We start from the raw sequence: 13,663 nt of genomic DNA on the forward strand, positions 1-13,663 counted from the left end.
CAGCGTTCGTCGAAGAATCATCTGTTCATTGCACACGATGTCTAGGTTGCCGGGTTGATCGGGGGAAGTTTTCGCACCTTGACGATCACCGTAACGCGTTGTTTTTAATAGATCTAGGCCCTTAAGTCAGTGCCATTCGGTACTGACCCCATTTATTGACCCGGGAAGGCTTTGTCAGCCCTGAGGGCCCCGATTCGTGCAGCGTAAGTGTCATAGATTTCCTGCTCTGGCTGTCCGTAGATAATCCGAGATCAGAACATGACTCGGCCGTGAAACACGAAGACCTGCGTTGGTCCGGCCATCGGCAGTCGGGAGCGCTGATCACCGGGCATGAACCGTGACTGACCCTATCCGAAGCCAGCGTCCCCAACGGTTTGATTTTTCTTCAAACGCGTGGGTAATCGCACCCGTCGCCCGTCGCACCTGAATGTCCGGAGGTGTATCCCTCGGATCACTTCGGGCTCGCGGCGGTGATTTCCCGAATCCCCGATGTCGGCCGGAGCGGTTAGGCAGGGTACGCAGCCATGCCCTTCCGGGACGACCGCTCATCCTATTCCGGGCACGAAGCCGTAGTAGACGAAAATGGTGATCAGTCCCACACCCCCTATGACGGCGAAGGGGGCCACCAGGCTGCGGAAGAGACTGCGTTCTGCCAGGAAGAACACGAGCGCCAGCTTCATCAAGGTATTGGCGATCGCACCGAGCACCAGATTAAAGCTCGCCCACCGCAGCGAAATCCACTCGGATTGGTGCGCGTCGCTGACCGAGAACGCGATGGCATCGGCGTCCGTAAGTCCGCTGATCAGAGCGACGGCAGGGAGCCAGGCGTCCCCAAGGTAGTGCGTCGCCGTGCGCGTGAGCATCAGGATGGCGGCGAAGATCAGACCGAAGGTGACGGCTGCGGTGAGACTGAAAGGGTTGTCGAACTCTACCGGTCCTGCCTTGCTCTCCGAATGTTGGGTGCGGAAGAAGCGCAGGAAGGCGATGGCGAATCCAGTCGCCCCCATCAGCATGAGGGGAAGTGCGACGCTTATCGCCAGTGGCTGATTGACCACGAACATTTCTATCAGGAGGCGTGGAAACATCATCGCCGACGCGAGCAGGATGGCGACGCTGAAGCTGCGGTTGAGCTCAGGTCGCTCCTGGCTGCGCCGCGAGAAGCTGAGGGTGGTGACGGTGCTGGAGATCAGGCCGCCCACCAGACCGGTGAGGCCTACCCCGATCCCGCTACCCATGAGCTTGATCAGGATGTAGCCGATGAAGCTTATCAGGGACACCAGGATGACGATTAGCCAGAGATTGTACGGCTTGATGGCCGAGAGCAGTACGCGAACGAACTCGATGCCGAGAGGGGCGTATACGTTGGCGCCTGCTGCCAGGTTCTGCGGAAAATCGGCGGGAAGTTTGCCGACGACACGCTTTCCGGCTTCTCCGACGATCCGCACCCCGTCTATTTGTTCTCCCGACGGTGGAGCAATGCTGACCTGGTCCCCCGGCTCCAGGGTGTGTCCTTCCAGCAGCTGGATCGTCACCTCGCCGGCGGACGCGTCCACGCTCGCCAGGCTTCCAACCTGGAATTCCGCATAATTATCCAACGACTCACGCGGAAGCACCGGCAGCACGATAAAGGCGATGACGAGAAACTTGAGCGTCGCTTGAATATCACGGGACTTGATGTGTGCCCGGAAGGACTTGATCTCCCGTTTGTGGGCGAGCAGGGCGAAGGTCAGGATAGCCAGCGCAATCGCGATTTCCCTGGCACCGTGCATGACCAGGACGCCGAGCAGAAAGGTCAGCACTGCTGCGGCTTCGGTAGTGATCCCGGGTCCTTGCTCGTCGTCCTTCCAATAACGGGAAACGACGAGAACGACGACCGCCACAAAGGCTGCGGGGACAAGCCAGGGCATGTCGTAGTGCAGCGCCACGTACGCGGCTGCTGCGCCGACAATGGCGAACAGGACGAAATCGCGACCGCCGATGCTGTCCGAGTTCTTGGCGGACATCTCGCGTTCGATTCCCAGCAGGAAGCCGATCAGGCCGGCCAGGCCGAACTGGAAAAACAGCTGCAGGAGTAATTGCGGCGTCATAGCCCTGCGGCGATGGATCGCTTGTCGGCGCAGTTATCGCCTGATCCCCTAATCGATATCCTTAGCTTCAATTTGCGAGTCCAACTCTGAATGGTTGCTGGGGACGCTGGTTGCGGCAGCATCGTGGCTTTCTTGTTCCGACCAAAGTCAGAGGGGCGCACATGAGTAACCACACGCAGCTTCCCCAGGAGCAACGATATCAGATTGTAGTTCCTGTGAAAGCAGGTCGTAGGCAGAAGGATTCCGACGCGATAGTCGGGGTTGGCAAATCCACGATCAGCCGGGAGTCGCGGCGTAATCGGGGACAGCGGGGTTATCGGCCCCAACAAGCTCGCAGACCGGCGCTGGAACGGCGCATCAACAAGGTATGCCGACGTATTGACGACCATTCCTGGTCTCAAGTGGAGGTGCTGCTTCGGGAGGAATGGAGCGCGGAACATGAATGGATCCACCAGTATGTCTACTCAGACCAGCGTTCGGCGGCGATTCACTTCGCAGCCTGCACTGTCAGAAGACTCGTCGCAGGCGCTTCGCGACGCATGGCCGTCGAGGCAGCACTCCCGGCCCGGTCTCGATTGACCGCCGTCCTGTCGTCGTTGGTGCCAAACGAAGCTTCGGCGGCTGGGGAGGTGACGCCTGTCGAGCGCAAGGCGAAAGACACTGTTCTTTCCTGACCGTGCCTCGCAGGACCGCTAGAGCCGTTCGAGACACCTTCAGGGCAGACCTCCAACCGCTCAAGGACCGAGTTCATGCCATCACCTACACCTACGATAACAGGCGTGAATTCGCGGATCATGCAGGTATGGCCGGCGACCTGGATGCCCGGATCAACGTTGCCCATCCCTATGCGTGCCGGATAACGAGGGTTGAACGAAAAGACCCATGGTCTCATTCGGCAGTACCTCCCGACATTACGTGATCGGACTACCGTCATTGAGTCCGAAATCACTCAGGTCGCTGACAGGCTCAATCACCAACCCAGAGAATCACCGGGTTCCGAACACCGCACAACATGAGGATTTCGCACGCATCTGCGACGCCCCGCTGTTCAGGGACGTTGCCGCGAACGAAGGCGCGGAGCCGTTATGGATTGTCGGCCCAATTCTTATAAGGGTTGGCGATCAGATTGACGTTGTAATAACGGGGATCGTCCGAAACCTCTCGGGCTATCCAGCCCGGCTTCTCAAAAGACTGGTCCTCGCTTTCCAGTTCCACTTCGGCGAGAACGAGACCGGCGTTGTCGCCGAAGAAGTCGTCCACCTCCCACGTGAGATCCCCATCGCTGATCTTGTAACGATCCTTCTCGATCAAAGGGCGCTCGCACAGGCCGTCGAGCAGCTCGTTGGCGTCGTCGAATGGAATCCCGTACTCGAACTCCGCGCGGGCTATGCCCTCGTTTTCGCCTTTGATGGTGAGATAACCCCGTTCACCGACGGTGCGGACGCGAACAGTACGCTCCCTGACGGTCGACAGGTATCCCTGCCGGTAGCGCTTTCCGTCGGCCAGGGAGCGCCAGGCGTCGCCTTCCACCAGATATTTTCGCTCTATACTCTTTACCCATGATTCTGCCTCTTTCGAATGCCCGGTATGCTTGGCAAAGTATGATGGGATGTTCACAGACTCAGCATTCTCGCTGAGACGCGAGGCGAACCAGCCTGTCATAGCCTGGCAAAGGGGCAAATGGCGATAAATGGGGTCAGTACCCTTTTTCTCTCACGCGGACCGCTGCAGTCGGAAAAGGGTACTGACCCCATTTATTTATTGCAAAAGTCGGATTGCTTTGACATGAAATTTACGAAGAAAGAAATACATGAACAACTACATCAAATCTATGAAAAACACAGGAAAAGATATAAAGGAAATTTTGATTCTAAACAAATGTGTATGATGTGGTCCACTCGGCGTCCGCCCGATATAATCGAGGGAACGAAACCATTTATTGAGATAGCAAAGGCATTTGATATAGAAATTAGTGATGAAGAATGTATGGAAATATATGACATGACTATTGAGGAGGCAACAATAAAAATAGCAGGCATAATAGAGCGCCAATCCTAACGGAAAGTCGTCGATATCGAGTCGAGGGTCAGGTCTCGCATCGTACAGGAAGCCCGCGCGAACGCTGAAAACAATTGCGGCCGAACACCGCGAGCGCAATGCTGCTATCTCGTTGCGGCTTTTGCCACAGGCGCCTACGGCTACCGTGAGATTGCCGATCGTTTCGGTCTCCATCCGGCAGCGGCGGGACGGCTGATTCGCGGTCAAATGCTGCAATGCGGGTTCTGCCCCCGATTGATCTTTGTCGTATTAGGCGCTGTTCGATTGCGTGGCTGTCTCTACTGTTAGACTCTCTCCAGCTGGAAGTCCCTTCTTTTGTGGATTACGGCCGGCACGATGATATCGGGTTCTGTGAACTCATAATCTCGTCCATGTCGGCGTCATCGGGCAGTTTGCCGATGGCCTCCAGTGCTTCCTGTTTGGCCGGTTGCATGACGATTCTCCTGCCCTCACCGGGTGATAGAGGCTTGATCGTCAGGTGATGCGAGCGTCGTTGTCACCTTCGTGTTTGGCGATCATGCCATTGATCAAAGTGGAAAAAACATCAATATATGGGGTCAGCAGCGGCTTGGCAATGCTGCCTTCTCAAGGGTGGATCCCCCTCCAAAGAGTAGGGGGCAGTAAAGATGCCTCCTCAGCAATATCTGTGGGTTCTCGACCGACGGATAGGCGCGTAACTTATTGTAATATCGTGATAATTTCTCTAGTTTGTGCCCGCATTTTCTGAGTATCGAAAGTAAAAGCCACGATTTCGTCCAGGATGAGGCCAGTCAAGGAGGAACCCAGGCGCTTGCGCCGAGTAGTCCTTGAGGGACCTCTTCGTGGGCGGAACAATACCTTTTGTCCGCAGGTAGCTGAGAAAGTGTCGCGCCCCGACTGCATGATATCTGTCACGACCATGAAAGCCGAGTGAACTCGCGCAGGCAGGAAGAGGGCGTATAAAAAAGTCGATCAGTTCATCATCGGCGCATTCAATGGGAACCCCATGTTCCGACCAACAATGCCCTAGATGGGCTGCTGCCCTGAGCGTCAGTTGAGCGGGCCGTCGATTGTCGCCATTGGGCGAATTCATCCCGGTAGTTGCCGACTGGGCACCGCCTCGGCTGGCGTAGTTTGGCTTGATTCTCGAGATAGAACTCCAGCATGGGAACCTCCTTCGGATTGGCTGGCGAACAGCTCGAACAAGTTCCACTACTGGCAACGAATATGTAAAGCTAAGTGCTCTGTCCGGAAATCTAACAGGCTGGAAAATAGACAGTATTTTAGATTTTCGAACGGGAGCAGAGTCATTTACACCGCATATTTCTTTACTTCGCATGTCCGCGGTGTTTGCAGCTGAACGCCGGCAGATGCTCGGCGTGGCAGGTGTCGCAACCTACCCGACGGAAGCCGTGTTCCGCAACGGCCGCATCGCAGATAGTCCTCGAATTCCCGTTGCACGTAGTCCGGTAACGGACTGCCCTGGTGGGCCATAAGCTCGACGAACCGCGGGTAGTGCTCCTCGCGCGATCTGGTAGCGCAGGGTCTGCCCGGGTCGGTGGCGCTGATAACGGGCAATGCCCAAGCCCCCGTCGACGCTCCCGGCCGCGAGCGTTGGCGACATGATCTGCGTCCATGCGATACTGTTCTTAATATACGGTTTAACGTCTGAACGTCTCAGCTTCATAGTCTGTCAGCAGTGGCCGAGCGGCTGAATAGAGGGTGTCGCAATGGCCCCTAAATAGAGGTAGCCCGGCTGGCGCGATAGTGGAATCCGGGGATGCGGGCGCGGCGATTGGGGAAGGAATCCTGGATTGCGCGACCGCTCCATCCAGGCTACCCGTATCTAAGGCGATTTCTGTCAAATGACATACCATCCTGCTTGTCTTTTCGTCCGTCCTCTGTGTTGCGACAACCGTTCCATCGTTCGACGATGCGCCTGTTGTCGCGCCTTGATGACGAACGAAAATCCGGCGCAATCTGGTATGTCATTTTCCGGCAATCGCCTAATGCGACTTTCTGTGGCTGGTGGGAGGTCAGTAAGGCCGGCAAGAAACGACTGCGGTACGGGTATCGGATTCAATCCCCGACAGGAAACGCCAACCAAAGATGATGGACAATGGTGCCGAGTCCCTATCAGTCCATGTCACTGCTCAAAGCATGAATACGAGGCCCAACCGGACTGAACAACTTCACGGCAGCGTGGAACGAGTGACGTTTCACAGCGAGGAGACGGGGTTTGCCGTGCTTCGCGTCGGGGTGCGGGGCCAGCGGGACCTGGTGACCGTCGTCGGGGCCGTGCCCAGTATCTCTCCCGGCGAATCCGTGTCCGCCGTGGGCTCGTGGGTCAACGACAGGACCCACGGATTGCAGTTCAAGGCCGACCGGCTGGAGGTCGCCGCCCCCGGGACACGGGAGGGGATCGAAAAGTACCTGGGCTCGGGGATGGTCAAGGGCATCGGGCCGCACTTCGCGCGCAAGCTGGTCGACGCCTGGGGCGAGGCGGTGTTCGACGTGATCGAGCACGAACCCGAACGATTGCTGACCCTCGATGGTATCGGGCCGAAGCGCAAGGAGCGGATCACCCGGGCCTGGGCGGAACAGAAGGTGGTGCGGGACATCATGGTCTTTCTCCATGCACACGGGGTCGGTACCGCGCGGGCGGTCCGCATCTTCAAGACCTACGGCGAGGCGGCCGTCGAGCGCGTGAGGGAAAACCCTTATCGTCTCGCGCTGGATATACGCGGGATCGGTTTTCGCACCGCGGACACCATCGCAGAAAGACTCGGCATTCCGCGAGACTCGATGATCCGCGCCCGGGCCGGGGTGCGTCACGTGCTGCAGGAGATGTCCGGGCAGGGCCACTGTGCGGCGCACCGGGACGCATTGATCGCGGATTCGGTGGAACTGCTCGAGATCCCCGAACCGGTGATCCGCGAGGCGATCGAGGCCGAGACGGAATGCGACAACCTGGTGGCGGAGATCATCGAGGGCGAGGCCGCGTTGTTCCTCGCGCCGCTCTACCAGGCGGAGAAAGGTGTGGCCGGGCACCTGGAGCGGCTGATTCAGGGTGGCCCTGCCTGGGGAGGGATCGACGTCTCCAAGGCGATCCCCTGGGTGGAGGCCAGGATCGAAATCGAGCTGTCCCCGTCCCAGCGCGACGGCGTCGCGGCCGCGCTTGGCGGCAAGTTCACGGTGATCGCCGGGGGGCCGGGTGTCGGCAAGACCACGGTGGTCAACGCCATCCTGAGGATCGTTCAAGCGAAGGGTGCGGAGGTCCTGCTCTGCGCGCCTACCGGACGCGCCGCCAAGCGGTTGTCGGAATCGACGGGGATCGAGGCGCGCACCATTCATCGCTTGCTGGAATTCGATCCCCGGTCCTTTGGATTCAAGCGCTGCAGGGAAAACCTGCTCGATGCGGACCTGCTGGTCGTCGACGAGACGTCCATGGTCGACGTCGTACTGATGAACCAGTTGCTGGCCGCGGTACCGGATCGCGCCGCGGTGCTGCTGGTCGGTGACGCGGACCAGTTGCCCTCGGTCGGTCCCGGGGCCGTACTGGCCGATCTGATCGACTCGAAAAGACTGGCGACCGTGCATCTCAGCGAGATCTTCCGCCAGGCGGCGGCCTCGCGGATCGTCGTCAACGCCCATCGTATCAATCAGGGGCGGATGCCGGAACCGACGCCGAAAGGCGTCGGGACGAGCGATTTCTATTTCATCCCTGCCGACGCGCCGGAGGAGATTCACGAAAAGCTCCTTCATCTGGTGACGGAGCGGATACCGCGCCGGTTCGGGTTTGACCCCGTCGAGGAGATTCAGATGCTGACCCCGATGAATCGAGGCGGGCTCGGGGCGCGCTCGCTGAACGTGGAACTGCAGCGCGTGCTGAACCCCGGCGACGGACCGCGGGTGGAGCGTTTCGGCTGGTCGTTCGCTGCGGGGGACAAGGTGATCCAGACGGTGAACGACTACGACAAGGAGGTGTTCAACGGCGATATCGGCCGCGTCCTGCGCGTCGATCCGGAGACCTCACAGGTCGAGATCGGGTTCGACGGGCACGAGGTGACATATGATTTCGGGGAGTTGGACGAGGTTTCACTCGCCTACGCGATCACGATCCACAAAGCCCAGGGCTCGGAGTATCCGGCCGTGGTCATACCCCTGGCGATCCAGCACTATACTCTTCTCGAGCGAAACCTGGTCTATACCGGTGTGACCCGGGGCAAGCGGCTGGTGGTGATCGTCGGTCAGTCGCGCGCGCTGGCGATCGCCGTTCGCAACCGGCGCTCCAGGCAGCGGCTCACGAACCTCGCTGCGAGACTTCGCGCAAGCGATAGGGGGGGGCACGAATCGATCCGAAGGCGTGGTGGACTCGCGTCCAGAGGACAACAATGAAAATAATCGTTCTGTCCCTATTACTGTTTCTAACGGCCCTTCTGGTTTGTGGCGAAACCGCCGCCGACCCTTTGCGTGGGCGGGTCCCGTCGGACGCACTGGCTTATGTGCGGATTCCCGACGTCCCGGGATTCCTGACCGCGCCGAAGGGGAGTGTGCTGCAGGACGCCCTTTCCCACCCGGACCATGTCGCGCAGATCGAGGCGCTACGCCTGGCGTTCGCCGAGAACGTACTCGGTGGCGGGGAAGGGGTTATCGGAGCATTGACGAACCTCTTGCTCAGTCACCTCGACGCGCCCCTGGAGGCCATTGCCGTCGCCCCGAACGCGGATGCGCCAGGGCTTCCCGTCGTGTTGATTCGAACCGAACTCGACTTCGACTCGCTGGCGGCATTTCGGTCCGCCCTGAATGATCTGGCGAACCGGGACCCGCGTTTTCAGGTCCTCGCGCCGGCCGACGACGACGGATTCGGTATCGTCGTGGCCGGTTCCCTGCCCCTGCTTTTTCAGTACTACGCCGAAAGTGGAGAGGTCTATCTCCTGGCCTCGGCGGGCATCGACCGTGGGCGCCTCGAGCGGTTGATGCGACTGCCCCCAGTCGTCGAGACGACCGCGATGCGCGAGATGGAGAACCGCATCGATACCAGCGGCCGTGGACTGTTCACGTGGTGGGACGTCGCCGGGCTTGTGCCCCTGGTGCGCGGCGCGATCGACCCCGCGCACCTCGCCGGCGCGGAAAAGTGGGGGATGCTGGAGGTTCGTTCCGCCGCCCTGGGCTGGGGTGTGGAAGGTGGAAAGGGGCGACTGAGCATTCTGATCGACAGTCCGAAATCGGGTTACCGTGGACTGCTGCCTGACGTCAGCAACGACCTCTCGCTGTCGGCCGCCGGAGACCCCGGCCTGGTCGTCGCCATGCCGATCCTCGAGCAGCGGCTCGTCGACGCCCTGCTGGAGATCGCAAACCGTGAGGGGCGCACGGGCGCCGAGCGCCGCTATGCGGATCTGAAGAAGCGCTTTGCCGGGCTGACGGGGGTGTCGCTGGATGAAGTGTTTTCTGCGCTGGGGCCGGAGGCCGTGTTCTTCACCGACCAGGCAGGCGGGTTTTTCGGTGTCCGTGTCGCCGACCCGCGCGGTTATCGCGGACTCGTCTCGAAGCTGGCGCGGGAACCGGGTGTCGTCTACGAGACCCGGATCATCGGGGGACTGGAGTACCATCATCTGGCCGTGCCGGAGACGCTCGGGGAGAGCAACCGGGACCAACGCGGCGGCGAGATGCCGGACTTGCCGAAAGACCGTCTCAGGACCCACTGGTTCTGGGTCGAGGAGGACGGGTTTGTTCTCTTCGCGCAGACACCCCAGGCGCTGATGGACCGGCAGGGACTGCCCCGCGTACCGCTCGGCGAATGGCTGCGGAGAAGGCAGCACGTGGAGGGGCGTCATGCACTGTTCCTGTTCTCCACCGAGGTCCCGAACCTGCCCCGTCTCGTCTACTACACCTATCTGGACCTCCTGGTGGTGGCCGGCGACCTGGCGGGCTACCCGATCCGGATCTTCGACCTGCCGAGCGCAAGCCAGTTGTCACTCCCCGACGTGGGTGCCTACAGCATGGTCGTGAGCTTGGCGGACCCCATGCTGAGTCTGGAGTTCGTGTTCGAGAACAATCCGGCGGAGATCCTCATGGCCGCGGGGCCCGGGATGATCGGTGTCATCGGCGTGCTCTCCGCCTTTGCGATCCCGGCCTATCGGGACTATGCCGTCAGGGCGAACGTCGCGGCGGGGTTGGCTGTCGGCACCGGCGAGCTGAAGACGGCCGTTTCGGAGTTTCATGCGGCCAATGGCCGGCTGCCGAAGGGCATGGAGGAACTGGGACGGGACCCGGCGGGTATCCGGGGTGACGGCTACCTTGCCACTGTTGACGAACTCGCCATCGTCAGGGTGTCCTTTACCGGCGGTCCGGTGGACGGTGGCAGCATTCTGTTCGTTCCCAATGTCTACGAAGGGAAACTGAATTGGCTGTGCCGATCTCGGAACGTGGACGGAAAGTACTTGCCCGCCGAATGTCGTTAGGGCGTTGGGTCACACGCCGCATTGCCGCGTGAGTATGACGGGATCCGCTATGTGGCTTTCTCGACAGCTTGCGATAGCCCGCGAGCCCTGTCCGATTCGACGCCGACCATGCCGGCGAGGACGCATCTCAGGATGCCGTAGTCGTAGGCCTCCTCCAGGGCCTCGTAGGCGGGCTTGATCCTGCGGTCGACGGGCGCCTCGAGCAATTCCAGGGTATGGCCGATGCGCGTGATCTCATCCTCCCCCAGCGGCAGGACATCGCGTGCCTCGAGCAGTCCCGCCTCGATGGCCTCGGCGAAATGGGCGTAGACGGTCGAGACCTTGAGGCCGCGTTCGTCCGCGATCGTCTGCGCGTCTCTGCCCTGTGTGTGGAGATACAGCGTTTCATTGACGGTGGCGCTCAAGGCGTTCTCGGTCAGGTCCTCACGCGGGAACCTCCCGATCTCCTTGAGAAACATCTCGCCATACAGGGCGAGCTTCCGTTCGCCGATACCGCGAATTTCGCGCATGGCCTCGCCGGATTCGGGACGCGTGCGGGCCAGTTCACGCAAGGTACTGTCGTGCAGGATAACGTAGGGGGGAACCCCCTGGGACTCGGCGATCGAGCGTCTCAGCTCGCGTAATGCCTCGAATACGGGTCGATCGAAACTGCGAAGCGTCTCGTGGGTTCGTTCCAAACGAGGCCTCGCTGAACGTTCCGGCTGAGCGGATTTGCGCAGTTCGATTCGCTCGGCACCCCGTAACAGCGGGCGGCATGCGGAAGCGAGTCGCAGCGCGCCGTAGCCGTCGAAATCGACCTCGAGATAGTTGCGTGCGATCAGTTGGCGAAACACACTGCGCCACTCCGTCGCGCTCAGATCCGCACCGATCCCGAAGGTGCTGACCCGGTCGTGGCCGTTGTCGTGGATCCGGGGGTCGGCCTTGCCCGTCAGCACGTCGATGACGTAGTTGACTCCGAAGCGTTGTCCCGTGCGGTAGACGCAGGACAGGGCCTTGCGCGCCGCCTCCGTGCCGTCCCAGGTCTGCGGGGGCGCGACACAGTTGTCGCAACGCCCGCAGGGTTGCGACAGGGTCTCCCCGAAGTAGGCAAGCAGCGCCTGACGGCGGCAGGTGGCGAGTTCGCACAGCCCGAGCATGGACTCCAGCTTGTGATGCGAGACGCGTTTGTATTCCTCGCCCGCATCCCCGGTCTGGACCATCTGGCGCAGGGTGATGACGTCCTGCAGCCCGTAGGCCATCCAGGCGTTGGCCGGTTCACCGTCCCGGCCGGCGCGCCCGGTTTCCTGGTAGTAGGCCTCGATGCTGCGGGGGAGATTGAGGTGCGCGACGAAGCGTACATCCGGTTTGTCGATGCCCATACCGAAGGCGACGGTCGCCACGATGATCAGACCGTCCTCGCGCAGGAACCGCTCCTGGTAACGGGAGCGGGCCTCGTCCGGCAGTCCCGCGTGATAGGGCAGTGCCTCGCGCCCCCGGCGGGTCAGCCATTCCGCCACCGATTCGACCTTTTTCCGCGACAGGCAATAGACGATCCCGGCGTCTGCGGGGTGTTCGTGCTCCAGAAATCGCCAGAGTTGTTCCCTCGAGTTGCGCCCCTCGGCCAGGGCATAGTGGATATTGGGCCGGTCGAAGCTGTTAACGAACAACCCGGCGTCCTCGAGCCCGAGTTGCCCGATGATTTCCCGGCGGGTGCGCGCGTCGGCCGTCGCCGTGAGCGCGATGCGCGGCACATTTGGGTATCGTTCGTGGAGGATCCGCAACTGCTGATAATCCTTCCGAAAGTCGTGACCCCACTGAGAGACGCAGTGGGCCTCGTCGATCGCGAACAGCGCGATCGGGGCGCCGTCCAGCAGTGCCAGGAACCGCTCGGTCAGCAGTCGCTCCGGGGCGACGTAGACGAGGTCGAGGTGTCTGCCGGCGATCTCCTGCTCCACGTCCCGCATTTCGTCATGTGAAAGTGTCGAGTTCAGATACGCCGCGCGGATTCCCAGTTGCCTGAGCGCGTCGACCTGGTCGTGCATCAGCGCGATCAGGGGGGAGACGACCACGCCCACACCCTCGCGAAGCATGGCCGGGATCTGGTAGCACAGGGACTTGCCGCCGCCGGTGGGCATCAGGGTGAGCACGTCGCGGCCCCGAAGAAGCGATGCGACGATCTCTTCCTGATGGTGCCGGAAGGCGTCGTAGCCGAAGACAGTTTGGAGCGTCTCCCTGGCTCGCTGCATCTGATCCTGTGTCATTCAGGGCTGTGCCTCTCCTGCGGTCTTCTGCGTATCGGGGTGAATCGGGCGGCGTGAAGACCGGGTGATATTCTGGAGGCAGATATTAAACGATTGAGAGGCGTCGCAGCGGGTTGACCCGCAATTTTCTGACGCGAATAATCGACTCCGGTGACGAGGCGGAGCTGTGTCGCAACCGACATCCTTTTCCTGCCTGGTACATGATTCGACTCGCTAGTGATAGAACAAGGGAAAAGTAATGGGAAACTCGTTGCAGGATCAGTTGCTGAAGGTGGGCCTGATCGACGAGCATCAGGCTAGGGACGCACGCAAGGCGAAGGGGAAGAAAGACAGGAAGAATCGGAACAAGAAGGCGCCGGCGCCAGATGCGAATGCGGAGCGGATACGAAAGGCGCAGGCGGAAAAGGCGAAACGCGACAGGGAACTGAACGAACAGCGCGCCGCCAGGGAGGAACGCAAGGCCAGGGCGGCGCAGATCGCTCAATTGATCGAGCAGAATCGGATGTCCAGGGATGATGGGGATCTGCCCCATCAGTTCGTGGACGGAAAGAAGATCAGAAAGATTTTCGTTCGGGAGGCCATGCGCCGCGATCTGCTCAGGGGTCGGCTGGCGGTCGTGAAGCACAGGGGCCGATACGAAGTCGTGCCGGCGGACATCGCGGAAAAGATCCGCGAACGCGACGCGGCCAGCGTCATGTCAACTGGACATTCCGGAAGCGACGACGATGTCGGCGAGTCATACGCGGATTACAAGGTCCCCGATGACCTGATGTGGTAACCGCCACGATTTCCTTCCAGTTTCGGCGGGCTGCGGTAGCCGGATAGCCCGTGTCCC

At 60.7% G+C, this 13,663-nt stretch carries 8 protein-coding genes and 1 pseudogene; 5 read left to right on the top strand and 4 right to left on the bottom strand.

Features of this window, described 5'->3' with window-relative positions; all coding sequences use genetic code 11:
- Positions 1 to 545 precede the first annotated feature (545 nt).
- Complete coding sequence (locus LJE91_09060; GenBank protein ID MCG6868858.1) at positions 546 to 2,087, bottom strand: DUF4010 domain-containing protein; 1,542 nt, start codon at positions 2,085 to 2,087, stop codon at positions 546 to 548.
- A 161-nt stretch (positions 2,088 to 2,248) separates the two neighbouring features.
- Here LJE91_09060 and LJE91_09065 point away from each other — a divergent pair, with 161 nt between their 5' ends.
- On the top strand, positions 2,249 to 2,761 hold the full coding sequence (locus tag LJE91_09065) for a hypothetical protein (protein ID MCG6868859.1): 513 nt from the start codon (positions 2,249 to 2,251) through the stop codon (positions 2,759 to 2,761).
- Positions 2,762 to 3,170: 409 nt separating this feature from the next.
- Here LJE91_09065 and LJE91_09070 read toward each other — a convergent pair whose 3' ends face one another.
- A complete protein-coding gene (locus tag LJE91_09070) occupies positions 3,171 to 3,698 on the bottom strand; it encodes a CYTH domain-containing protein (GenBank protein MCG6868860.1) in 528 nt (175 codons plus the stop codon).
- Positions 3,699 to 3,872: 174 nt separating this feature from the next.
- Between LJE91_09070 and LJE91_09075 the strand changes: the two genes are divergently transcribed.
- Positions 3,873 to 4,145 carry a hypothetical protein gene (locus tag LJE91_09075; protein ID MCG6868861.1) on the top strand — a complete coding sequence of 91 codons (273 nt, stop codon included), beginning with the start codon at positions 3,873 to 3,875 and terminating at the stop codon, positions 4,143 to 4,145.
- 1,319 nt (positions 4,146 to 5,464) lie between these two features.
- On the opposite strand, the pseudogene LJE91_09080 reads toward LJE91_09075, so the two are convergent.
- A pseudogene (locus LJE91_09080) lies at positions 5,465 to 5,748 on the bottom strand (transposase zinc-binding domain-containing protein).
- Positions 5,749 to 6,284: 536 nt separating this feature from the next.
- Here LJE91_09080 and LJE91_09085 point away from each other — a divergent pair.
- Positions 6,285 to 8,522 carry an ATP-dependent RecD-like DNA helicase gene (locus LJE91_09085; protein MCG6868862.1) on the top strand — a complete coding sequence of 746 codons (2,238 nt, stop codon included), beginning with the start codon at positions 6,285 to 6,287 and terminating at the stop codon, positions 8,520 to 8,522.
- Complete coding sequence (locus LJE91_09090) at positions 8,519 to 10,588, top strand: pilin (GenBank protein ID MCG6868863.1); 2,070 nt, start codon at positions 8,519 to 8,521, stop codon at positions 10,586 to 10,588. Before LJE91_09085 ends, LJE91_09090 begins: the two co-directional genes overlap by 4 nt.
- A gap of 47 nt (positions 10,589 to 10,635) precedes the next feature.
- Here the strand turns inward: LJE91_09090 and recQ are convergent, their stop codons facing one another.
- Positions 10,636 to 12,828 carry a DNA helicase RecQ gene (gene recQ, locus LJE91_09095; GenBank protein MCG6868864.1) on the bottom strand — a complete coding sequence of 731 codons (2,193 nt, stop codon included), beginning with the start codon at positions 12,826 to 12,828 and terminating at the stop codon, positions 10,636 to 10,638.
- A gap of 238 nt (positions 12,829 to 13,066) precedes the next feature.
- On the opposite strand from recQ, the gene LJE91_09100 reads away from it, so the two are divergent.
- Entirely contained in the window at positions 13,067 to 13,606 is a 540-nt protein-coding gene (locus tag LJE91_09100) for a DUF2058 domain-containing protein (protein ID MCG6868865.1), read from the top strand.
- Positions 13,607 to 13,663 lie beyond the last annotated feature (57 nt).

The organism is Gammaproteobacteria bacterium (assembly GCA_022340215.1).
In the GTDB taxonomy this organism is placed as follows: Bacteria; Pseudomonadota; Gammaproteobacteria; order JAJDOJ01; family JAJDOJ01; genus JAJDOJ01.